At 59.3% G+C, this 23,356-nt stretch carries 16 protein-coding genes; 8 read left to right on the top strand and 8 right to left on the bottom strand.

Annotation, left to right across the window (positions count from 1 at the left end; all coding sequences use genetic code 11):
* Window positions 1-136 precede the first annotated feature (136 nt).
* Together IPM61_10020 and IPM61_10015 are read left to right on the top strand one after the other, a co-directional pair.
* Window positions 137-892 (top strand): sugar transferase, encoded by a 756-nt coding sequence (locus IPM61_10020; GenBank protein ID MBK8911651.1) that lies wholly within the window; start codon window positions 137-139, stop codon window positions 890-892.
* Between the two features lie 205 nt (window positions 893-1,097).
* Window positions 1,098-2,270, top strand: a complete 1,173-nt coding sequence (locus tag IPM61_10015) for an amidohydrolase (protein MBK8911650.1) — start codon at window positions 1,098-1,100, stop codon at window positions 2,268-2,270.
* A gap of 97 nt (window positions 2,271-2,367) precedes the next feature.
* Here IPM61_10015 and IPM61_10010 read toward each other — a convergent pair whose 3' ends face one another.
* Window positions 2,368-4,659 (bottom strand): RNA-binding transcriptional accessory protein, encoded by a 2,292-nt coding sequence (locus tag IPM61_10010; protein MBK8911649.1) that lies wholly within the window; start codon window positions 4,657-4,659, stop codon window positions 2,368-2,370.
* Between the two features lie 250 nt (window positions 4,660-4,909).
* Between IPM61_10010 and IPM61_10005 the strand changes: the two genes are divergently transcribed.
* From IPM61_10005 to IPM61_09985, 5 genes are all read left to right on the top strand, one after another.
* Complete coding sequence (locus IPM61_10005) at window positions 4,910-5,179, top strand: hypothetical protein (GenBank protein ID MBK8911648.1); 270 nt, start codon at window positions 4,910-4,912, stop codon at window positions 5,177-5,179.
* Between the two features lie 85 nt (window positions 5,180-5,264).
* Entirely contained in the window at window positions 5,265-5,549 is a 285-nt protein-coding gene (locus IPM61_10000; GenBank protein MBK8911647.1) for a hypothetical protein, read from the top strand.
* Window positions 5,550-5,711: 162 nt separating this feature from the next.
* Entirely contained in the window at window positions 5,712-8,486 is a 2,775-nt protein-coding gene (locus IPM61_09995; GenBank protein ID MBK8911646.1) for a hypothetical protein, read from the top strand.
* Between the two features lie 83 nt (window positions 8,487-8,569).
* Window positions 8,570-10,030 (top strand): OmpA family protein, encoded by a 1,461-nt coding sequence (locus IPM61_09990; protein MBK8911645.1) that lies wholly within the window; start codon window positions 8,570-8,572, stop codon window positions 10,028-10,030.
* Between the two features lie 41 nt (window positions 10,031-10,071).
* Window positions 10,072-10,221 carry a hypothetical protein gene (locus IPM61_09985; protein MBK8911644.1) on the top strand — a complete coding sequence of 50 codons (150 nt, stop codon included), beginning with the start codon at window positions 10,072-10,074 and terminating at the stop codon, window positions 10,219-10,221.
* Between the two features lie 567 nt (window positions 10,222-10,788).
* On the opposite strand, the gene IPM61_09980 is transcribed toward IPM61_09985, so the two are convergent.
* The 7 genes from IPM61_09980 to IPM61_09950 form a co-directional block, all read right to left on the bottom strand.
* Window positions 10,789-12,852, bottom strand: a complete 2,064-nt coding sequence (locus tag IPM61_09980; protein MBK8911643.1) for a thioredoxin domain-containing protein — start codon at window positions 12,850-12,852, stop codon at window positions 10,789-10,791.
* Window positions 12,853-13,017: 165 nt separating this feature from the next.
* Window positions 13,018-14,382 (bottom strand): NAD-dependent succinate-semialdehyde dehydrogenase, encoded by a 1,365-nt coding sequence (locus tag IPM61_09975; GenBank protein MBK8911642.1) that lies wholly within the window; start codon window positions 14,380-14,382, stop codon window positions 13,018-13,020.
* Window positions 14,383-14,521: 139 nt separating this feature from the next.
* A complete protein-coding gene (locus tag IPM61_09970) occupies window positions 14,522-15,682 on the bottom strand; it encodes a flippase-like domain-containing protein (protein ID MBK8911641.1) in 1,161 nt (386 codons plus the stop codon).
* Window positions 15,683-15,784: 102 nt separating this feature from the next.
* Window positions 15,785-16,864, bottom strand: a complete 1,080-nt coding sequence (gene ugpC / locus IPM61_09965) for a sn-glycerol-3-phosphate ABC transporter ATP-binding protein UgpC (protein ID MBK8911640.1) — start codon at window positions 16,862-16,864, stop codon at window positions 15,785-15,787.
* Between the two features lie 81 nt (window positions 16,865-16,945).
* Window positions 16,946-19,633, bottom strand: a complete 2,688-nt coding sequence (locus IPM61_09960) for a T9SS type A sorting domain-containing protein (protein ID MBK8911639.1) — start codon at window positions 19,631-19,633, stop codon at window positions 16,946-16,948.
* A gap of 518 nt (window positions 19,634-20,151) precedes the next feature.
* A complete protein-coding gene (locus tag IPM61_09955; protein MBK8911638.1) occupies window positions 20,152-21,030 on the bottom strand; it encodes a phytoene/squalene synthase family protein in 879 nt (292 codons plus the stop codon).
* A 98-nt stretch (window positions 21,031-21,128) separates the two neighbouring features.
* Window positions 21,129-21,800, bottom strand: coding sequence for a hypothetical protein (locus IPM61_09950; GenBank protein ID MBK8911637.1), 672 nt, complete (start codon window positions 21,798-21,800; stop codon window positions 21,129-21,131).
* Window positions 21,801-21,919: 119 nt separating this feature from the next.
* On the opposite strand from IPM61_09950, the gene IPM61_09945 reads away from it, so the two are divergent.
* Entirely contained in the window at window positions 21,920-23,356 is a 1,437-nt protein-coding gene (locus IPM61_09945; protein ID MBK8911636.1) for a VWA domain-containing protein, read from the top strand.

Below are 23,356 nucleotides of genomic sequence, written 5' to 3'. Positions count from 1 at the left end.
TTCCCCATTGTCGCACAAATTCTGGATCGCAGACTAACGGAACTGATATTTACCTGCTGCACACATCGCACGCATCTGCGCCCGCAATCGCCGGCAAACCGCCGGAAGCGTGATTCCTTCAATCAGTGTACCAGGTATGTCAACCATTTCTGCGCCCGCACGCAAGGGTTCCGCACGCCCACACCTGCCCGAAAACGCTGCGCCACAATCGTTGGAGCATTCGTTGGAACAGAACGCCTTGTGGGCGATTCTTTCCGGCATCAACACCGCCAGCCCCGCCCCACATCACCCACTGCTGCAACGGCTGTTCGACGTTACCGTGTCGGCATCGCTGCTGCTGCTGCTTGCCCCGCTCCTCTCCATTATCTGGCTTCGCTTGTTGCAAACCGGAACCGTGCCGTTGTATCGCCACGCACGGATTGGCCGCCACGGGAAGCGGTTTACCTGCTTGAAGTTCAGCACCATGTACCCCGATTCCGATGAGGTGCTGCGCCGCCACCTGCGCGATAACCCGCTGGCCCGGTTGCAGTGGGAGACCTACCGGAAGCTCCGGAACGACCCTCGCGTCACCCCGTTCGGGCGGTTCCTGCGCCGCACCAGTTTCGATGAACTTCCCCAGCTGTGGAATGTGCTGCGGGGCGAGATGAGCATTGTTGGCCCGCGCCCGATCCTTCCGCACGAATCGCAAAGCTACGGCAGCGCACTTGCCATTTATCAATCCGTCCGCCCGGGCCTGACAGGGCTGTGGCAGGTTAGCGGGCGAAGCAAACTGGGATTCCGCGAACGGGTGATGCTTGATATGCTGCATATCTGCAACCGCACGTTCTGGCTGGACCTAGTGATCTTGATAAAAACCATTGGAGTGGTGATCCGCGGGAACGGCGCGTGGTAATGGGTGCGCCCAGCATTTTGCGGCTTCGGTGTTTTGACGTGTCTCCCTTCCCCCCTTCCCACTCAGCAGCGGGAAAAGAGCAGCACACCCCATCTGCTCTTTTCTCGCTGTCGTGTATCTTGCCCGGGTTCCAATCAATCAACTGTGCACAATCATCAACGCTGCCATGCCAAATCTTACTCCATCCGATTTTCTTGCCGCCGCCATGCGCCGCAACGAACGCCTTGTGGAAATCCGCCGGACGCTTCATGCAAACCCAGAGCTTGCGTTCCAGGAATATGAGACCTCGGCACTGGCGCAATCGGTGCTGCGGGAGTTGGGAATTGAGACGTTGACCGGGGTTGCACAAACCGGAGTGGTGGGGGTGTTGCGCGGCGGGGCAACCACCGAAGCAAGCAAGTGCGTGGCCCTGCGTGGCGATATGGACGCGCTTCCAATTCACGAAGAAACGGGGCTTCCGTTTGCCAGCCGCAACCCCGGGAAGATGCACGCCTGCGGCCACGACTCGCACACCACCATGGCGTTGGGCGCGGCAATGATCCTTTCGGAAATCCGCGACCAACTTCCCGGGACCGTGAAGTTCCTGCTGCAACCAAGCGAAGAAAAACTTCCAGGGGGAGCCTCGGTGATGATTGCCGACGGCGCGCTGCAGAACCCTGCGGTGGATGCGATCTTTGGCCAGCACGTTGCGCCAATGGCCCCGGCCGGTGCCGTCGGATTTTTCCCGGGGACCATGATGGCCAGTGCCGACGAACTGTACATCACCGTTCGCGGACGCGGCGGCCATGCAGCAATGCCACAGCTGTCGGTGGACCCCATCATCACCGCGTGCGAGCTGGTGACATCGCTCCAGAAAATCGTGAGCCGGAACGTGGACCCGTTCCAACCGGCAGTGCTGACGATTGCAAAGATTCAGGGGGGATCGGCAACGAACATCATTCCCGATGAGGTGAAAATTGAAGGCACCCTGCGGGCCATGAACGAAGAATGGCGGCGCAACGCACACGCCATGATCGAGAACACCTTGAAAGGGGTTTGCTTAACGAACGGGGCGGAGTACGATTTGGAAATCCGGCTTGGATACCCGGCGTTGCAGAACGACCCCTGGGCCACGAAGTTCGCGCAGGAATCGGCGCGGCAGATGCTGGGGCAGCAAGCGGTGTTCGATGCCCCGCCGATGATGGGCGCGGAGGATTTTGCCTACTATCTGGAGAAAGTCCCCGGGACCTTCTGGTGGATTGGCGCGGGAACCCGCGAGCAAGGCTGCATGGGGGGATTGCACAACCCCAAATTCACCATCCACGAAAGCATCCTTCCCGTTGGCAGCGCGCTGATGGCATGGGTGGCCTACCGGTATTTGGTGGAGCAGGGGAATTAAGACCCTGCGGGGAATCAGCAGAAATTGGAGGGAGGGGGGGATGCCAATCAGGGGGCAATCGCGCAGTGGCGATTACCCCCTTCAAGCATTCGTCCACTTATCCCTTCCCAAACTTTGCCTTCAAATCATCAACGGTAAAAGGGCGTTGGGCTGGCTGGGATTCCCGTGCGCGTGGGGCGTTGGAGCGGGCCGGGGCTTGGCCGCTGCGCATTGTTAGGCTGATTCGGCGCAACTGTTCGTTCACCTCCAGCACCCGAACTTTTACCACTTGCCCAACATGCACCACTGTTTTGGGATCGTTCACAAACCGGTCCGAAAGTTGTGAGATATGCACCAGTCCATCTTGGTGCACGCCAATGTCCACAAACGCCCCAAAGTTTGCCACGTTCGTCACCACCCCTTCCAACTCCATCCCAACGTTCAAATCGGCAATGGCTTTTACCCCTTCGGAAAAATTGGCGTAGCGGAATTCGGCGCGTGGGTCGCGGCCTGGTTTTTCAAGCTCGGCAAGGATATCGCGCAGGGTTGGCTGGCCAACATCGTCGGTGATGTATTTCTGCAAATCCAGGGATTTCAATCGCTCGGGCACGCGGGTGATTTCCGGCAACGGGATGTTCAAATCGGCGGCCATGCGCTCCACCACGGCATACCGCTCGGGGTGGACCGCGGTGTTGTCCAGCGGTTCGTCGCCACCACGAATCCGCAGGAATCCTGCGGCTTGCTCGAACGCCTTTGCTCCAAACCGGGGCACGTTCAGAAGCTCGCGCCGGTTGCGGAATGCGCCCAAGCGGTTGCGGTGGTCCACAATGCTGCGGGCCACGCTGGGGGTGATGCCGGCAACATACCCCAGCAACTCCTTGCTGGCCAGATTCAGATCCACCCCCACATGGTTCACACACCCTTCCACCGTTTCCTCCAATTTCTTTTTCAGCAACCGTTGGTCAACGTCGTGTTGATACTGGCCAACGCCGATTGACTTTGGGTCAATCTTCACCAGCTCCGCAAGTGGATCCTGCAGCCGCCGCCCGATGCTAATCGCACCACGCACGGTAAGGTCAAGCTCGGCAAATTCCTCGATGGCAACCTCGCTGGCGGAATAGACCGAGGCACCCGATTCGCTTACCATCACTACTGCTGGCACCACCGCTGGCACCACTGCTGACCCCACCGCTCCCCGCGCCGGAATGGATGCGTCCAACGCCTCGCGCAGGAATGCCTCGGTTTCGCGCCCTGCGGTTCCGTTGCCAACGGCCACTAACTGGATTCCGTGCTGGGCTATCAGGGTGCGAACGGTTGCCCCGGCGGCTTCGCGCTCGCGCTGGGATTGGTGGGGGAAGATTGTGCGGTACTCTATCAGCTGGCCGGTGCCATCAATCACCGCGATTTTGCAGCCGGTGCGGAACCCGGGGTCTACGCCAAGCGTCGGCTTCATTCCGGCAGGACTTGCCAGCAGAAGGTTCCGCAAATTTTCCTCGAACGTTCGGATTGATTCGGCATCGGCCACCTGCTTCTGCTGATACCGAACTTCGCCAATCAGCGATGCCCGCATCAGCCGCTGGAAGGCATCGCGGAGCATCGCTTCCAGGAACTCGCGCAATTCAAGTTGGCGGGTTCTTATCTCCTGCGTGCCCAAGTATGCAAGAATGCCCTCCTCATCGAACTGAAGCTCCAACGTCAGCACCTCCTCTTCTTCCCCCCGGCGCATTGCCAGCATCGTGTGGGCAGCAATCCGGCTTACCGGAACGCGGAACTGGCGGTACATCTCGAACTTCGTGGTCCCCTCTGGGAAGGCGTCCTTCACCTTCGTCACAAACGCCCCTTCGCGCAGGAAGAACTCACGGATCCAAGCGCGATGCCCTGCACGCTCGGCAACTTCTTCAGCAAGGATGTCGGCGGCCCCTTTCAGTGCTTCTTGAGCGGTCATCACGCCATGCTCTATGCTGATAAACGGGGTGGCTTCCTGGTCCAACCGAACGTGCGGCGCGGCGGCGGTGTTCAGGTCGCGGATCCGCTGGGCAAGGGGTTCCAGCCCCTTCTCGCGGGCGATGGTTGCGCGCGTGCGGCGCTTGGGCTTGAAAGGGAGGTAGAGGTCCTCCAAATCTGTTTTCACCAAGCAGGCTTCAATCGTTTTTCGAAGCTCATCGGTGAGCTTCCCTTGCTCGGCAATGGAGGCAAGGATCGCCTCTTTCCGTTCTTGCAGCTCGGTCAGATAAGCGAATCGGTCAAACAGGTCGCGAAGCTGAATTTCATTCATCTCGCCGGTGCGCTCCTTGCGGTAGCGGGCAATAAAGGGGAGCGTTCCCCCTTCGTCCAGAAGCTGCAACGCATTCTGCACTTGCCAAGCCTGCAAGCCAAGCTCGGCGGAAAGGATGGATGGGATATCTATCATTCTGATTTTTCGGTTTGGTTCCTGTTGTGCCTGGTTGGGAAGCCCCGCCACCACATTGCCCCCACCAGGGTTGGGGAAAGTGGGGCGCGAAAATACAACCCCACCCGCCACCCGCAACGCATCCTTCCTCTTTACGCATTCTTTACGCTTCCCCCCCAACTTCTTATACCCCTCTGATACTTTTCCTGCCAAGTTGCCGTTGTGGTTGGCGGCAGAGGGATACGCCCCCACACACACAAGGGTTCCGCCCATGAAGACTGTTCAGATAGAAATCGCTGAAGGGTTTGGTCCGGCAATCGCAACGGCTGCAACGCCGCCGCGCCGGTTGCTGGCGGCGGGCCATCACCGGCTTGCGCCACGGCAGATTGACGCAAACATCACCATCGCGCTGTTGGGGAACGCGCGTCGCGTTCTGCGTATTGTGGAAGAGCAGAGTGGGTGTATCATTGCAGCAAGCTGGGGGATAGCGCCACCCACCCACGCTACATTATCACCGAGCCTGGGGTTGGCTACCGGCTAAGAATTGCCGAGGAAGAATAGCAAGCAGCATTTCCCCCCCGGGGGGACAGGAAACAACCAACGTAACGGCATTGAACCAACAACCCATGAAGAAGAAAACATCCATCCAGAACAATGACCAACTGTGGCAGATGCTGGCCCCGGTGATGGGCATTGCGGAAATCCGCGAGGTGCAGGCCTATCTGCGCGGCGAAAGCCACCATTACGACATGGGCTACGGTGATCTTTCTATCGAGCCGTACGACGCACGCGGCGGGGCCAGCACGCTGTTCCGCCTTCGGCACCTGCAGCGCGGCGAGCTGACGATCAGCCGCGCCGCCTTGCAAAGCATCTTGCAAGAACTGCTGCACGAACTGCGCCGGGCTGGGTGATTCCCGCCCGGTTTTACTCTATCTTGCAGCAGGCTCCTCCTGGCCTATCTCCTACCTCCTTTCCCTCCTCCGTAGTTTTTCCGTAGTGATTTCCCCTTCCCCTCTTGGTATGGTTGCATCAGTTCTTCGGCAATAAATCAACGTAATCAACCGAGGTGTCCCGTGTCGTTCTTCCTTTCCTCTACGTTTCGCGCAGTGTTTACGCTTGCGATCGCGCTGGTGGTTTCCACCGTTGCGGCAGTTGGCCAGGCGTTTCTGCGTTCGGAGTTTCTTCCGCACAACAATGGCGCGCTAACGGTGCCGCAAATTCAACAAGCCGCTAACGATTACTTCCAGGCCCATCCGGAAAAAGTTGGGAAGAAAGGGAGCGGGTGGAAGCAGTTCAAACGGTGGGAATGGTACTGGGAGCAACGGACATGGGGGAACGGCGGGAAACTTCCCGCCCAAGACCACGACTGGAAGGAGTGGGAACGCTACGTGGAGAAAAACGGAGCGGTGCTGGCAAGCAGCGCAAACAGCGCGGGGCAATGGAAACCGCTGGGACCAACCACCGCGCCGGCACGCGGCTGGAACGGGCTTGGGCGGCTGAACTGCATCGCCTTCCACCCCACCGACCCGAACACTTTCTGGGTAGGTTCCCCTAGTGGCGGGCTTTGGAAAACCACGGACTTCGGCGCAACGTGGCGAACCATCACCGATAACCTTCCGGTGCTGGGGGTCAGCGATATCGCCGTGCACCCGAACGATCCCAACATCATCTACATTGCCACCGGCGATGGAGATATGGGAAGCCTTACCAGCTTGACGGGGATGAAACAGGAAGGGGACACCAAAAGCATCGGCGTGCTGCGGACCACCAACGGCGGCTACACGTGGGAAACCACCGGATTGCTGATCCCCGTGCAGCAATCGGTGCTGATCCGGCGGCTGGCGATGAACCCCGCCTACCCGAACGTCCTGCTGGCGGCCACCTCGGCCGGGATGTACATGACCGTTGACGGCGGCGCAACCTGGGGCCTGACCCTGGCCGATTACATGATGGATATCGAGTTCCACCCCACCAACCCAGCAATCGTCTATGCCACCAGCTACAACGACCCGCGCAACGGGACCACTGCCGCCACCTTCTACCGCTCGGAAGATGGCGGGATGACGTGGATCCCCACGGTGAATCTGGAGGATGTGATTCGGATGAAAATCGGCGTGACCCCGGCGCAGCCAAACCGCGTGGACATCCTTTGCGCAGGGAAGCATCTGGGACTGTACGGCATCTTCGCTTCGCTGAATACCGGCATCAATTTCAATTCCGGCTACATTCCCGATACCCTTCGCGGGCGGCCAAACTTGCTGGGGTGGTATCACGGAATGGCCGGGTACGATTTCCAAACAGGGCAGGGGCAGTACGACCTTGCCTACGCCATCTCACCACAACAACCGTACGAGATGTACGTGGGCGGGGTGAACACGTGGCGCACCACCGATGCCGGGCTGAACTGGGAGACATCGAACGTCTGGAGCGACCACCCGGAGATTCATTCCATGCTTCCCAACCCCACCGACGTGGCCCATGCCGACAAGCACTGGCTGAAATTCCACCCGCTGAAACCGGAATATTTGTTCGAGTGCAACGACGGCGGGTTGTGGTACAGCAGCGACCGCGGGCGCAACTGGCATAACCTTAGCAGCGGCTTGCAGATTGGCCAGATCTACCGCATTGCCGGGTCCGCCAAAGAGGAAGGAACGATCATTGCCGGGCACCAAGATAACACCACGATGCTGCTGCAAAACGGGGTCTGGAAAACCGCAATCGGTGGCGATGGAATGGATTGCGTGATTGACCACACCGATCCCAACATCATGTATGGGTCCTACGCCAACGGAAAGATTTACCGCTCCTACAATCGCTATGCCGATCCGGATGACACGAACGACATTACCATAATCTCCGCAAACATCCCCGGCTACGGCAAGGATTTCCAAGGGGCGTGGGTGACGCCATATGCGATGGACCCGTTCGACTCCAAAACGCTCTACGTGGGGATGAACCAGGTCTGGAAAACCACCGACCGTGGGGATTCCTGGCAGGCGATTTCGCCGCAGGTCTTCAGCCGGTTCAAGACCGACAGCGAAGGGAACCCGCTTCTGCTGAACCTGCGCTCGCTGGCGATTGCCCCCTCCAATCCGAACGTGATCTACGTTGCCACCTTCGAGGATATCTCCGTCACCACCAACGGTGGCCAAAGCTGGCAGGACCTGAACGCTTTTGCTTCCGAAGGTGAGTCCATCACCTACATTGCCGTGGACCCGGAGAACCCGGGGCTGCTTTTCATCTCCATATCAGGCTACAACGCTGGCTCAAAAGTTTACGCCTACGATCTTTCCACCCACACCTTGCTGAACATCTCGCGCAATTTGCCGAACGTCCCGGCCAACTGCGTGGCGGTTGACACCAAGCGTGGGCGCGGGCTGTACGTCGGGACCGATCTTGGCGTGTTCTATCTGGACCTGCTCCGCTCCTTCTCGGCATGGCAACCGTTCAACGACGGAATGCCGATTGTTCCGGTGACGGATCTGGAAATCCACGAGGCATCGGGGAAGCTGCGGGCCGCAACGTTCGGGCGGGGGGCTTGGGAGACGCTGTTGCCGGAATACGTCCCGTCGGCAGTTCCGCAAACCACCGATCAGCCCGCAGACCCGGCCTTGCCAAGCGTGGCATCCATCAGCGACGATGGGATGTTCCAACTAACCGTGCCAACGCTGGCCCATGGTGAGAAAGCGATCATCTACGATTATCTTGGCAAAGCCATCATGGAAATTCCGGTGGCCGCCAACGAACAGATGATAGACCTGCGCTTGCAACCCGCCAGCATCTATTATCTTGCGCTTGGCTCGCAACGGGGCAGCCAGCGGCCAATCAAGCTGGTGAAAGCGAAGTAAGGAGCCAGGGGGGGGGAAGCGACTTCCCCTCATCGGAACATTCGGCATTTGACATTCCCGACAACCAATTCCCAACACGTATCATGCTACGCAAATTCTTTTTGCTGCTGGCGGCGATTGCAGCAACGGCATCGGTTCATGGCCAGACGGTGACATCGTTGAACATGAACACCACCCGCGACGACTTCGCTTCCACGTTCGCGGGGAACTCGCGGGTGATGTACCTGACCTCGCGCAGCAACGGCAACCAACGGGTTTTCACTGCCGAGCGGAACTCCAGCGGGTGGGGGGCAATCACCGAAATTCCCGAGCTAAGCGAAGGGGATGAAAACGGAACCGTAACCCTAACCCCCGATGGCCAGCTGATGATCTTTAGCTCGCTTGACAATCCGGTGGATGGGCAAGGGCGCACCGACCTTTACTCCGCCCAAAAAATCAACGGCGTGTGGACCAACATCCAAAACCTTGGGCCGGAGATCAACTCCGAATACTGGGACTCGCACCCCTACCTTAGCAGCGACGGGCGCACACTCTATTTTGCCAGCGACCGCCCGGGGGGAAGCGGGAAGGTGGATATCTACATCAGCCGCTACGTCAACGGGAAATGGGGCGTGGCAACGAACGCCGGCACAACCATCAACACCGCCGATGATGACCTTTCCCCAAGCGTGGCGCCCGACAACAAAACGTTCTACTTTGCTAGCAACCGCCCGGGTGGGCAAGGCGGGTTCGACCTGTACACCGCAAAGGCAAGCAACAGCGGATTCAGCGGGCTGAAGAACATGGGGTCGCCGATTAACTCCGCAGCGGATGAGTACTTCTACACCGCGCTCAGCACTGCCGACCGTGCGTTCTTCAGCAGCAACCGCAGCGGCGGCGCGGGGGGGCTTGACATCTATCTTGTTTCCCCAAACCCGTTCCCGTCCGAGGCCGTGGTGAACGTTCATGGCGTGGTCAGCGACGCAACCACAAAAGCACCGCTGGGAAGCACAATTACCATCACCGATCTGAAAACCAACCAGCAGGTGGCGCGGCTCCGCAGCGACGACATCAACGGCGAATACTTTGCCACGCTGGTGGCCGGGCGCGAATACTCCATCACTGCCGAGCGGAACGGATATCTATTCTACACCGAGCGGTACGAGGTCCCCACCAGCGGACTAAGCCAGGATATTGAGAAGGACATCACCCTTAGCCCGATTGCGGGGGGAATGGTTCGGCTGATGGTCCTTTTCGATTACGACAAGAGCGACCTGCTGCCGGAATCAGTTTCGGAATTGGAGCGGCTTGCGGAGTTCATGCAAAGCAACCCCGATATGCGGATTTCGTTGGAAGGACACACCGACGACCAGGGGACCGACGACTACAACGACGCGCTGTCGCAACGGCGCGCGGCGGCGGTCCGCCAGTATCTGCTGGATGCCGGAATTGAAGGGGCGCGAATGGAGACCAAAGGCTTCGGCAAACGGAAACCCCTGGTTTCCGGAACAAGCGATCAGGCCCGCCGCACCAACCGCCGCGTGGAGATGCGGGTGATTCAGTAATCCCCACCCGCCACGCATGGCCGCAGCATCATTGCGGTACGATGACCAACAGCAGGTTCGCACGCCAAGCAGACTCCATGCTTCGCCGCGAACCTGCTGTTTTTATTTCCCCCCCCGCACCGGTGCTGAACGTACGCGCCAGTAGCGCAGCCGCCAACGGAGGTAGCCGTCCCGACCTTCGTCGGGATTGATAAAAGGTCTTTAGCCTTCGGTGTCATCTTCGGTGTTTGGTCACAGGGCCCCGATAAAGATCGGGGCCGCTACCCGGCACACTGGAACCGCTACGGGCTGAACGTGCGCGACGGAGCCCAGCCGCCAACGGAGGTAGCCGTCCCGACCTTCGTCGGGATTGATAAAAGGTCTTTAGCCTTCGGTGTCATCTTCTTCCGCTAGCACTCGGCAGGCTAAAGACCTGCCGCTACCCCGGCACACTGGAACCGCTACGGGCTGAACGTGCGCGACGGAGCCCAGCCGCCAACGGCGGTAGCCGTCCCGACCTTCGTCGGGATTGATAAAAGGTCTTTAGCCTTCGGCGTCATCTTCTTCCGCTAGCGCTCGGCAGGCTAAAGACCTGCCGCTACCCCGGCACACTGGAACCGCTACGGGCTGAACGTGCGCGACGGAGCCCAGCCGCCAACGGCGGTAGCCGTCCCGACCTTCGTCGGGATTGATAAAAGGTCTTTAGCCTTCGGCGTCATCTTCTTCCGCTAGCACTCGGCAGGCTAAAGACCTGCCGCTACCCCGGCACACTGGAACCGCTACGGGCTGAACGTGCGCGAGGGAGCGTGGCACACAAAGTTTTCGCAGACATAGACCGCCGCGTGGCCCTCAATCGGGCGCATCCCGGAAAGGGTTGGGACCCGCTCGGCAAGCCACGGGTCAACTCCAGAATCGGGGACCAGCAGCAACTGAGTATCGGGCAGATATGCCTGTTGGACCTGCTGCCACAACCCTTCCGTTTCGCTTGGATCGGCCCCGGCGGCCACCACCACTTGGCGCGGCGGTGCCGAAAGCGCCAACCCCACCGCCGACATCAGCGGCATCATGATCGGAACATCAGCAACGCGGTTCAGGAAAAGATGGATGGTCCGCTCGGCACGGCCAAGCAGATGCGGGTCGCCCAGCAATCTGCCAAGCCGCAAAAGGTTCATCGCCATGACGCTGTTCCCTGCCGGTTCGGCCCCGTCGTGGTCCACCTTTGGCCGAACAAGAATCGCGGGATCGCCACCGCTGGCCATGAAGTATCCGCCGCCAACGTCGTCGTGGAACAGATGGTCGGCAAGGCGGGTCAGCTGCTCGGCATGGCGCAGCCACTCTGGGTTCAGCGTTGCGTGGTACAGCTCAATCAGCCCTGCGGCAACAAAGGCGTAATCGTCCAAGTATCCCGCGAACTTCGCTTCGCCATCTTTCCAACGGCGCATCAGTTTTCCATCCACCATCATCGTTTCCAGAACGGCCCTTGCTGCGCGTTCGGCCATTGCCGCAAAGCGTGGTTGGGAAAGCGCGGCGGCGGCGTTGGCAAGCCCGCCAATCGCCAATCCATTCCATGCCGCCAAAATCTTCTCATCGCGGTGGGGCCGGACCCGCTGCTGCCGCAATTGGAACAACCGCTCCCGCGCCGTGGCCAGCAGCTGCTCAACTTCAGGAATATCTGTTCCCAACGCTTCGGCAACGTCCGCAAGGGTTGCGCTGGTGTGCAGCACGTTCTTCCCATGCTCAAAATTTCCTTCCTCCTCAATCCCGTAAAACCTCACCACAGCGGCAAGCTCCCGATCCGGCAACGCTGCGCGAAGCTCCTCCATCGTCCAGACGTAAAACTTCCCCTCCTCCCCTTCGCTGTCGGCATCTTCGGCGGAGTAGAATGCGCCGTTCGGGGCGGTCATGTCGCGTTCCAGATAGTCGGCTGTTTGGCCAATCACCCTTGCCAGCTCGGGGTCGTGCGTCAGGCGGTAGGTGTCGGCAAGAAGTGAAAGAAGCTGCCCCTGGTCGTACAGCATTTTCTCGAAGTGCGGAACGCGCCACTCCTCGTCAACCGAGTATCGGGCAAATCCGCCGCCAAGTTGATCGTACATCCCCCCGCCAGACATCGAGCGAAGGGTGTGGTGGACCATGGCCAGCGCGGATTCCGCACGTTGGTCAACGGCAGGCGCGTTCCCCACGTGGTGGCGATAGCGAAGCAAGAATTGCAAGATGCTTGGCTGCGGAAATTTTGGCCGCCCGCTGAACCCGCCATGCCTCGGGTCGTAGCTCCGTTGAAGATGTTGGAAACAACGCTCGGCAATGGGAAGCAGCGGGGCCACGCCGCCATCGGCTTGGATCAGCGAGATTTTCTCCACCGCCTCGATAATCGCCGTTGCGGAATCCAGCACCTTCTCCCGTTGGTGTTGCCAAGCATCGCTTAACGCCCGAAGCGCGTCGCGGAAGCTGGGGCGGCCATAAGCTGGGCGTGGTGGGAAGTAGGTTCCGGCGTAGAACGGCAGCAGCTCCGGCGTTAGCCACACCGACAGCGGCCACCCTCCGGACCCAGCAATGGAGTGAAGCGCGGTCATGTAGATATGGTCCACGTCGGGCCGCTCCTCGCGGTCCACTTTGATGTTGATGAATCGCTCGTTCATCATCGCGGCGGTCTCCTGGTCCTCGAACGATTCCCGCTCCATCACGTGGCACCAGTGGCAGGTGGAGTAGCCGATGGAAAGGAAGATTGGTTTCCCCTCACTTCGGGCGCGGGCAAACGCTTCCTCCCCCCACGGATACCAATCCACCGGGTTATGGGCGTGCTGCTGAAGGTAGGGGGAGCGTTCGTGAAGAAGTCGGTTCGGCATTGGGAATTGATTATTGAGAACGGTGAATGGGAAGGATTGGGCACTTGCGTTGTGGCAGCCAACTTGGCGACATCAGAGTTGGCCTGCTAACACCAAAGGGTAGCACGGGAGAAGCACAAGGCACTACCAGTACTGAGGCCATTAAGGCTAACCTAGGCTCCACCGCTATCCCACCACCACCGTCTTCACGTTCACAAATTCGCGGATTCCGAATTCGCCCAATTCACGCCCGATACCGCTGGCTTTGATTCCGCCAAACGGCAGGCGTGGGTCCGATTTCACCATGCCGTTGATTGCCACCGTCCCCGCCTCAAGCTCGCGGATGAACCGCTCCTGCTCCCCCGCATCGGCGGTCCAGGCCGCGGCTCCCAAGCCGAACCGCGAGTTGTTGGCCAGCGCAATCGCCGCATCCAGATCGGGCACGCGAACCAGCGCGGCAACCGGCCCAAACGTCTCCTCATCGAACGCCGCCATTCCCGGCCGTACGTCGCTAAGAAGCGTGGGGGGGTAGAAATATCCCGGCCCGCCCAGCTTCTTCCCCCCCGTCACCAACCGCGCCCCCGCAGCAACGGTGGCGGTGACTTGCTTGTGCAGATCCTCCACAAACTCTGGGCGTGCCAACGGGCCAATCTCCACCGCAGGCTCCATCGGGTCGCCAATCTTCAAGGCCGCCAGCCCTTCGGCAAACTGCCGCTCCACTTGGTCGAACACCTCGGTGTGGACAATGAACCGCTTGGCCGCAATGCAGCTTTGGCCGTTGTTCAGGGTGCGCGCCGTCACTGCGGTTTTTACCGCCGCCGCGATGTCGGCACTGGGCATGATGATGAACGGGTCGCTTCCGCCAAGCTCCAACACCACCTTTTTTAGATTTCGCCCCGCGGCTTCCCCCACGCTTCGCCCTGCCCCTTCGCTTCCGGTCAGCGTGACGGCGGCAATCCGTGGGTCGGCAATGATTGCTGCCACCGCAGGCGATTTCACCAGCAACGTCTGGAATGCCCCTTCCGGGAATCCGGCATGGAGGAACACCTCCTGGATAGCCAGCGCCGACATCGGCACGTTGGCGGCGTGCTTCAGCAGCCCAACATTCCCGGCCATCAGTGCCGGAGCGGCAAACCGGAAGACTTGCCAAAAGGGGAAATTCCACGGCATCACCGCCAGCACAACGCCCAGCGGCTGGAAGGTCACAAAGCTGCGGGAAGCGTCGGTGTCAATCTGCTGGTCGCTCAGGAAAAACTCTGCTTGGTCGGCATAGAACTCGCAAACCCACGCGCACTTCTCCACCTCCGATTCCGCCGCAACAATGGTTTTCCCCATCTCGCGAACCATGATTTCGGCATAGCTGGTTTTCCGCATCCGCAGCAGCATTGCCGCACGGCGCATCCACTCGGCCCGTTTGGCAAACGTGGTGTGGCGATACCCCAAAAAGGTGGCAGCGGCCACCCCTATTTTCGTCTGGATGTCGCGCTCTTTCAGTTCGGGGAACTCGGCAATCTGCTGGCCTGTGGCAGGGTTGATGGAACGCATGGCAATTCGGTTGGAAATGGTTGAATGGGAACATCAAGGAGACGCAAGCAATGGTTTGCGAAGCCCTTCTCTGTTCCTCCGAATCTACAACGGAGAACCGGCCATTGGTGCAGGTGGGATTGCAGGTGCGGAAGTTTTTCCCCGCTTACGAATTGGGGGAGGAAGGAGAAGAAGGAGCAGCTTGATTGCCAGAAGCTGAGTGAGATTTCGGGTTGGCGGAAGGGGGCGGGGTTGCGGATGTTTGGCGGGCGTTTCGGGAAAACGCCAGCATTGCCAGCCCCACGCCAACCACCACAAACTCCCGCGCACGTTTCACCACCGCCAGCTGGGCCGACGCGCCAACGGGGTTGGCGATTCCATGCACGGTCATCAGGCCGGTGATTGCCCAATCTTGCCCGCCAATTCCGATTGGAAGGATGAACATCACCATCCGAATCACGCAGCTGACGGCATCAATGGCGAAGGCTTGCGTGAAGGTGGAATCAACCCCAAGAAAATGGAGGATCAGATACGCTTCCACGCCGTTCAGGGACCAGGAAAGGAACCCGCAGAACACCCCGGCGGCCAGCTTCCCCCCTTGCTTCCGCCCGGCGACGGCAACCAGTTGCTCGATGCTGTGGGCTTCGGCAACAAGGCGGTTCCAAAGGTCGCCCCAACGCCCTTCGCGCTCGGTTGGGACCAAGTAGCGGAGCATCGGTTGGAACCAGACCATTGCGCCAAGCAGCGCCAACAGCAGCAGCAGAATCACCCCCACAGCCCCCAGCACCAGCAGCCCGAAGTGCTCCGTTCCGAACGTTGCTTCCCCGCGCCCGCTAAGCACCGCGTAGCTGAACAGCACCCCAATCACCACATACAGGACTTGCCCAATGATGATGCAAAACTTTGCCAGCAGGAAGCTGGTGGTGGCTTCGGCGGTGGTCATGGTGGTGGCGCGCAGCAGCTGCATCACCTTCATCGGCTCGCCGATCACCGCCCCCCCGGGAAGGATATTCGTTAGCGACTCGCACCGCAACCGGATGGCCGTTAGCGACAGGAAGGATGGACGTTTTTCCCCGCAGACCAGCCACCAACTGAGGGTATCCAGCGAGTAGTTAATGGCGGTCAGGATCAGCAGCACCAATGCCAGCACCAGCAGTGAGGTTCCCGCATCGGCAACGTGGGCAAAGCTGACGTTGCGGGCCAAGTAGGCGAACATCCCGATCCCGGCAACCGCCAGCACCCCTTGCAGAATCCGCCCCAGCGAAGGGCGGCGAAGCAAGGCGCGCCCTTCGGGAATTGGCTTGGGCGTTGGCAGCGGTTGGTTCATTACGGAGCAAAGAAACAGGAAAGGAGGGGAACAGAAGGGGGAAACAACAGAGCGCAGAAATGGGGACAGCCGTTCATTGCTGGGAAGCCGGTGTGGGGATTGCTACAGCCGTTCCCCGGTGGCGGCAAACGGATGCACCCGATCGCTTTGAACGCGCAGCCAGGCTTGATCCCCGTAGCGGATTTCGTGGTCGGGGCTGATTGCTGCAACTCCCATCCCACCTCCGGTTGGGAAGTGGATCAGCGTCTGGTTGCCAAGCGTCTCCACCACCTGCACCGTCACCGCAAACCCGAACTGGTCGCCCGGTTCGGTCAGCAAAAAATGCTCGGGGCGGACCCCCAGCGTGGCCGCACGCGCCATCGCCTCGGGGCTTTGTTCCAGCGGTATCCGCAGCCCGTTTTCCCCTTGCTCGGCAAACCACGTTTGCTCCCCTTCGGTTTCCGTTTTTCCCTCAAAAAAATTCATTGCTGGGGTGCCGATAAATCCGGCCACGAACCGGTTTGCGGGGCGGTTGTACAGGTCCAGCGGGCTGGCGATTTGCTGCACTTTCCCGCCATCCATCACCACAATCTGGTCCGCCATGGTCATGGCTTCCACTTGGTCGTGGGTGACGTAGATGCTGGTGGCGTTCAGTTGGTGATGGAGCTTCTGAAGCTCGGCACGGGTTTGGCTTCGGAGCTTGGCATCAAGGTTGGAGAGGGGTTCATCGAACAGAAAAACTTTGGGATTGCGGACGATTGCGCGCCCCAACGCCACGCGCTGGCGTTGCCCGCCGGAAAGGGCTTTTGGCTTCCGCTCCAGCAGTGGTTCAAGTTCCAGCATTCGGGCAACCTCCATCACCCTGCGTTGGCGGTCGGCCTTCGGGACCTTCCGCATCTTCAGCGCGAACTCCATGTTTTGGCGGACGGTCATGTGGGGATAGAGTGCGTAGTTCTGGAAGACCATTGCGATGTCGCGGTCCTTCGGGTGGACGTTGTTCACCACTTGCCCGCCAATAGTGATCTGGCCGCTGGTGGCGGTTTCAAGGCCGGCAATCATCCGCAGTGTGGTTGATTTGCCGCAGCCGGAAGGGCCAACAATCACCAGAAATTTTCCGTCGGGAAGATCGAAGGAAACGGAGTTGACAGCAACAGTTCCGTCGTCGAACTGCTTGGTAACGTTGGAGAGTGTGACTTGAGCCATGTGTTGAAAATCGGCGCATCGGGGGATTGCTCACGAAGAACAACCCCCCGATGCGGAATGATCGGTATCCTACGTTGCGCGTTATCGCTTCACGGTTAGCGGCATTGTTCGCGTTCCTTGCTTGCTGCTCAGCTTCACGTAGTACACGCCGCTGCTCCAGTTCCCGGTCTCGATTCGGTTCAAGGTTTTGTCCGATTCGAACCGCCCTTCCACGTGATAGACCTCGCGCCCAACAACATCGGTGATGGTGATGGTGTAGGCCTGGCCAAGTTCGCCGTTCATGGGAGCAATCGCCAGCTCCACCGCCCCGGCTGTGGGGTTCGGGGTAAGGGCCATTCCTTGCACCTCAGCTGGCTGGCCCGGCACCGCGCTTAGCCCATCGGCATTGGCGTACAGGTACAGCGTATCCACACGGACGCGGACCGGGTTTTTATCGTCCGACACGTCGTCGGTGCTGACGATCAGCATGGCCGATTTCGCCCCTTTGCGCTCGCTGTAGAACGTGAGCTGAAGCTCATCCCCTTGCCCAGGCGTCACCTCCACCAAGCTGTTGTTGCTGAAGAAATCGGTGGAGTTGTCGCCATCCACATAGAAGGAGATGCTTAGCGGCACCGTGCCGGCGTTGTAGTAGAAGTTGGAGAGGACAGTATCGTAGGTTTTGAAGGTTTTCACATCCCCAAAATTGATTGCCCCCGAACGCAGGCGCAGGTCCACAACCCCGGCACCGCTTCCAACAACGCCTTCGCCGGTGAGCATGATGCTGTCGGTCCCATCTTGGATGTTGTTGCTGTTGCTCCAGACCTTCAGCCAAGCGGTTTTTTGGCCAACGGAGGATGGGGTGAACTTCACGATAGCATCGCGCCCGCTTCCGCTTTTCAGGTCGAACGGCGCGGTGCCGGCAACCATCTCGAAATCGAACCGATCCGGCCCCACAATCTCCGTGCGGTCCACATACAACGGCGCGCCGTTGCTCCCCTGGTTGCGGTACAATGGCCGCAAGGTGTCATAGACCGGCTTCTGGATTGTGCGCCGCCCGAAATCAATCTTCCCGCTCCCTTTGGTCACGAATCCCAGCACCGGCCGCTTGTTCTCGGCATAGGCTTCAAAGGAGATAACGACGGGGCCTTGGCTGATGTAGTTCAAGCCGTTGTGCGTCACCAACATTTTGGCGTATTGCGGAACCTCCTCCACCTTTGCGGTGAATGTCAGCTCCAACGATTTCGTCTCCCCTGGCTTCAGGGTGAAGCCTTCCAGCGGTGTTTTGAACTCGAACGCGGCAACGTCGCCGGTCATGTCTATCTTCGTCACCATCACATCTTCCTTGCTGTTGTTGCGGAACATGGCGTTGATGGTGGTGTCCTTCGGGTTATTGAGCTTCACGATTGGGAAGATGATCCGCTGCGGGATCACCGTGAGCTTCCGCGAGAACTCGAAGCACCCTTCCCCGTTCGGTCCAAACTTGTTCTCGTTGATTTTTGGGATCATCCAATCAATCTGGATTTGATCGAACCGCAGATCCGATTGTGAGCAGTAGCTCATAATCGTCCCAAGCTGCTGCTGGGTTCCGGTGAAGCAGCTTCCCCCTTCGGCTGGTGCGCATTTATCAATCGCGCCGCCGTACTGCCCGCCCCAGCTGCAATCGTGGGTGTGGCGCATGGAGAAGTTGTGGCCAATCTCATGGCACAGCACCATGATGTCGCGCGAGGGGTTGGTGTAGGTGATGGCACTGAAGTTGCACGATTGCCGGTCAATGCACAGCACGTCCAACCATGCAATGCCGATTGGGTTCACCCAGGGCTTCCCGCTTAGGATGCTCATGAACGCCCGCTCCGGCTTGCTGCTATCTTTCCAATATCCCGTGGCTTCGTACAGGGCTTGATCCATGCTGACACTTTCCTTGTACGGCTGTTGCCCCTGGTTATCCCAGATGTGGATGTAGTTGACCACAATCTGCGTCTCCAAATCCCGCTCATAGACGGCGCTGGCCTTGCTGGCAAGGCCCACCATGTAATCCTGGGCCAACGCCACGTCGCCGTTGAACAGCCGCAGATACTCATAATCGGCATCGAAGCCAGCTTTGATGGAGTAGTTGATTGCGCCGGACCCCTGCAGGCGTGGACCGCCGCTATTTTTTGGGAGATTGCGGGTGTGCCCTTGATCCAAGCGAAGCAGGTTTTGGTCGTTGACACCGCAACGGACCATGTTTCCGGGAAGATCGGAAAATGGATACGTCACCACCGGAAGGATATCCCCCTGCTTCGGCGTTCCCAAATCGGTCGTGACCTCATACCCCTTGCCGTCCATGTTGACGTGGCCCAGAACCATGCGGTCGCCAATGGCCAAGAAGACATCGCTTGCGGGATCGTTCGCCACCTTCCCGCGGAACGTGCGGACCGTGGGGGCCGGAAGCGGAATGCGCCGCCCGTTGGCATCGGTGTAGCTGCGGTCCGCGCCCGGGGCAATGTTGTTGTGTTCGTACAATTCCAGATCAACCGCTACCCCCGGGGCAATCGGCATGGCGGCAATGCGCATCTGCGGTGCGGCAGCGGCGCGGAATGCGGCAAGATCAAGGTTCAAAGTTTGGGTGCGGGCAAGGGTCAGCAGCTGAAGCGATTGCAAGGTTTTGCCGGAAACTTTCCGCTCGGCAAGCCGGAACATTCGGGTTCCTTGTCCGGGAGCCTGCTGCGCCGTTGCGGCGGTCCAGGCCAGCAACCCAGAAACCAGCAACAGCCCAGCACGGCGCGTAGTAGCGCGTAAGTATCTCTTCATGGTGATTCGGTTGATGAATAAGGAAGATGTATGGAGTTAGCGTTGGTTGGAATCTCTCCGAAAGGACGCGCAAGATAGAGAAGTTGCTGAACCTATCCAGCAAAGTCTGTGCTCCTTCTCCTAACGTTTCAAACGCCCCGCCCCTCACGCAGGCAATGGCGTTCAATACCCAGATGCAAGGAAGCGGAACGGGAATTTGGGGGAATTGAAGGAGACAGGCAAGGAAGAATTCCCGCAAGGCTGCCAGAAAAAACGCCACAACATGAAATTCAACTACCGCTAAAGACACACGCATTCCCCTAATCGTCACAAAAAAAATCCCGCCAGGCGGCAGGAAAGTCTTCAGCCTTTAATGTCATCTAACCGGTAGCCGCCCCGACCTCCGCCGGGGTAGCCGAAGGTCTTTAGCCTTCGGCGCCATCTTCTCTGGGCAGGCTAAAGACCTGTTATCAATCCCGACTGAGTCGGGGCCGCTGCCAACGCGCAACCGCTTGCGGCGGATCGGTGGGGCGCGGCGGTTATCGGGTGGCGAACCAGAGTTTGGGGACGCTGAGGAGCTTGCGTGGCAGCGGAACCGAAGCGCGCTGGGTGAAGACGTTGTAGTTGTTCCGCCGGATCGCTTCAAGGATACCCTGGTAGTTATGGCTCATCAGCGTCACGGTTAGGCGGCTGTCCGGCTCCAGCATCCGAATGCCGCGCTGGGCACTGCGGTAGTAGCTGTTGGCGCGTTCAATCTGGAACTCCATCAGCCGCCGGAACTCCAGCGTCACCTTCCCCCGCGCCACGGCGTTGTCGTCCAACCCGAACGCCTGCAACTCCTGCTGTGGCAGGTAGATTCGGTTCATCCGCCAATCCTCCCCAACGTCGCGCAGGATGTTGGTAAGCTGCATGGCAATGCCAAGGTCCACAGCGTGGTTCAGCGCGGCGGGGTTGCTGTAGCGGAAAATCTCGCTGGTCATCAGCCCCACAACGGAGGCAACTTTATAGCAGTAGGTGTACAACTCATCGAAGGTCCGGTAGCGAACCGCCGGACGCAGATCCATCATCACCCCTTCAATCAGTTCATCGGGAAGGTTGCGGCTGATGTTGTAGCGGCGCAGCGTATCGCCCCAAGCCACCATCACCGGCGTTGCCCCCGAATCGCCGGCATACACCCGGTCCAAGTCGCATTGCCATTGGGCAATCGTTCTTTGGATTGCTGCGCCGTCGGCAATGCCGCCGCTGTGGGCCACTTGCTGGTCAATCAGGTCATCAACGTACCGGCAAAAAGCGTACACCGCGTAGCAGGCATTCCGCTTGTTGTGGGAAAGAAATCGCGAAGCAAAGTAGAAGGTCTTTGCGTGGCGCAGCGTTACCAAACGGCAAAACTGATAGGAATCTGCGATGGCTTCCATCATGGGAAACGGTGTGCGTGTGGAATGCTTTGTGCCGAACAAGCGCCGTGATTCGTTATGCCCCCCCCCAACTTCGGCTCAAAGACTCACCTCCCCTTTTTTTAGAACGTTGCCGTCCCCCCCAGCGCAAGCTCTATCCATGAGCGTTCGTTGGCGATATCGTAGCCGACCCGACCTCGTAGCCCAAAATTGTGCATCGGGAAAAGCCCTGTGAACCGGACTCCGTTCGGGTTCATCACCCCAATCCAACCTTCGGCAAAAGGGGAGGTTGCGGCAAAGTCGGTTGATGCCCCCGCGCCGCCAGCAAGGCCAACCCAGTAAAGATTACTCCGGCTGATTGATGCCACCCGGTAATCGAACAGCAGCGCGGCACGCAGCAGCAGCGGGCGGTCGCGGTGGAAGTACCAGGTCCCTTCGGCTTGCAGGCGCGCATCGTGGAACCACCAAAGGCTGCGGCGGTCGCCCCCAAACCCGATCCCTGCCGAAAGCCCCACCCCGGTTCGCCAAACTCCATCTTCCTGCATCGCGCTAACCGATGGCGGAACCGTTGCCAATCCCCCAACCACAATCAGCGATGGAAGTGTGGCAGCGGTATAAAGCGATAACAGAAACCGCTCGCTGTCGGTCATCCTGGCGTAGCGTGGTTTCGTCACCGTTAACGTGTCGTACCACTCAGCCCCTTGCTGCTGCGGTTGCGGTTGGGCGGCCAATGGGCTGGCGGAAATCAGTGTGGCAAGCACCGCCAAACAAGCGATTATGGAAGCGTGATTCATATGCCCCCAACGACGTTCATCCTTCGCAGGCTCTTGTAATCGCCCACGTTATATTTGCTTGCTGTTGGTGTCTTCCATCCCATAAACGTAACTCCTACTCATTCGGTTTTCCCTTCTCCATGAAAACAATCTGGCTACACCTTAGCATCCTTGCTGTTTCCCTTGCTTCGCTTGTGCCGTTTGGTGGTTGCGGCGTTCCCGGGCCGTTGGGGGCAACGGTTGGCGGCGCGCAAGATATTGGCTACGCACGGCGGCTTATTGAAGCAGGGGGCGTTCCCGACTCCTCGTTCATCGTTGCCGAAGGCTTGTTCAGCGAGCACGACATCCCCACCCCCGCTGGCGATTGCACCGACTCCCTTTGCCTGGCACTTGGCTACGGCTACACCCCAATGATTGACGATGAAAAGGAGGCCCTGCTGATCCATCTGGGGATGACCTCCACCCTTCAACCAAAAGACTTCCACCGCCAGAACCTTCAGCTTGCGCTGGTGGTGGACCATAGCGGCTCGATGAGTGGCGAAAGCATGGAGTCGGTGAAGAAAGCGTTGCGCACGCTGGCAACAAAATTGGGAGAGCAGGATGAGGTGATCCTGATCCAATTCGACGAAAATGCCGAAGTGATGATGGGCGCAACCCGCATGGGGAACCCCGACCAATTCCTGCACAACGTTGATAGATTGGAACCCGACGGAGGAACGAATATCGAAGCCGGAATCCAGCTTGGATACGAACAACTGGCCAAGCTGGCCGGGCGCGCTGGCGTGGCAAAGCGGCTGATGCTTTTCACCGACGCACGCCCGAACATCGGCGCAACCGACGAAGGGAGTTTTCAGGCGATTACCCAGAAGTACGCCGATCAAGGAATCGGGCTATCAGCCTTCGGCGTGGGGGTTGACTTTGGGCAAGAACTGATCTACCACATCAGCCAGCTGCGCGGCGGGAACTTCTTCTACTTGGGAACCCAGGAGCGGATTGCCACGGTGTTCGATTCGGAGTTCGACTACCTTGTCACCCCAATCGCCTACGACCTCCGCATTGCCGTAAAAACCCCGCAGGGTGCGCGGCTTCGGCAGGTGTATGGCCTTCCAACATGGAAGCCCGGGGACCCCGACGCAGTGCTGAATATCCCCACGGTGTTCCTTTCCTCCAACCGCGGCGCAATCATCCTTCGCTACGAAAGCCAGATGCTGGAAACAGGGTTGGAATTTGAACAAGGGGAATCGTTGGGAACCGGGACGATGGAGTACACCACCGCCAGCAACGTGAAGAAATCGCAACAGATGCTGCTAAGCAACAACACCGGGAACGCGCTAACCCAGGGGCGGCAGTACTTCACCCACGACGGCACACGGCTGGGCGCGGCCCTGACCAACACCTACCTGGGATTACGCCTTGCTTGCGCCCTGTTTGCCGAAGGGAAAAAAGCCGAAGCCGTGGGAATCCTGGACCGCGCCATTGCCACCGTCCAGCAAGAAAACAGCATCCTGAACAACGAAGGATTGCGAGCCGAGCTGGCACTGATGGAGAAATTGCGGGAGAACATCAAAGCGAAGTAA

It is taken from the genome of Chlorobiota bacterium, from assembly GCA_016710285.1.
GTDB lineage: Bacteria > Bacteroidota > Ignavibacteria > OLB7 > OLB7 > OLB7.
The sequence above is the reverse complement of the archived record's forward strand: the minus strand, read 5'-3'. Positions and strand labels throughout refer to the sequence as shown.

Excerpts from the sequence above, each read along its gene's own strand:
- IPM61_09945 (MBK8911636.1), top strand. The coding sequence starts at position 21,920 with ATGAAAACAATCTGGCTACACCTTAGCATCCTTGCTGTTTCCCTTGCT.
- IPM61_09985 (MBK8911644.1), top strand. The coding sequence starts at position 10,072 with ATGACCAACAGCAGGTTCGCACGCCAAGCAGACTCCATGCTTCGCCGC.
- IPM61_09955 (MBK8911638.1), bottom strand. The coding sequence starts at position 21,030 with ATGATGGAAGCCATCGCAGATTCCTATCAGTTTTGCCGTTTGGTAACG.
- IPM61_10010 (MBK8911649.1), bottom strand. The coding sequence starts at position 4,659 with ATGATAGATATCCCATCCATCCTTTCCGCCGAGCTTGGCTTGCAGGCT.
- IPM61_09970 (MBK8911641.1), bottom strand. The coding sequence starts at position 15,682 with ATGAACCAACCGCTGCCAACGCCCAAGCCAATTCCCGAAGGGCGCGCC.
- IPM61_09960 (MBK8911639.1), bottom strand. The coding sequence starts at position 19,633 with ATGAAGAGATACTTACGCGCTACTACGCGCCGTGCTGGGCTGTTGCTG.
- IPM61_09980 (MBK8911643.1), bottom strand. The coding sequence starts at position 12,852 with ATGCCGAACCGACTTCTTCACGAACGCTCCCCCTACCTTCAGCAGCAC.
- IPM61_10015 (MBK8911650.1), top strand. The coding sequence starts at position 1,098 with ATGCGCCGCAACGAACGCCTTGTGGAAATCCGCCGGACGCTTCATGCA.
- IPM61_10005 (MBK8911648.1), top strand. The coding sequence starts at position 4,910 with ATGAAGACTGTTCAGATAGAAATCGCTGAAGGGTTTGGTCCGGCAATC.
- ugpC (MBK8911640.1), bottom strand. The coding sequence starts at position 16,864 with ATGGCTCAAGTCACACTCTCCAACGTTACCAAGCAGTTCGACGACGGA.
- IPM61_09950 (MBK8911637.1), bottom strand. The coding sequence starts at position 21,800 with ATGAATCACGCTTCCATAATCGCTTGTTTGGCGGTGCTTGCCACACTG.
- IPM61_10020 (MBK8911651.1), top strand. The coding sequence starts at position 137 with ATGTCAACCATTTCTGCGCCCGCACGCAAGGGTTCCGCACGCCCACAC.
- IPM61_09990 (MBK8911645.1), top strand. The coding sequence starts at position 8,570 with ATGCTACGCAAATTCTTTTTGCTGCTGGCGGCGATTGCAGCAACGGCA.
- IPM61_10000 (MBK8911647.1), top strand. The coding sequence starts at position 5,265 with ATGAAGAAGAAAACATCCATCCAGAACAATGACCAACTGTGGCAGATG.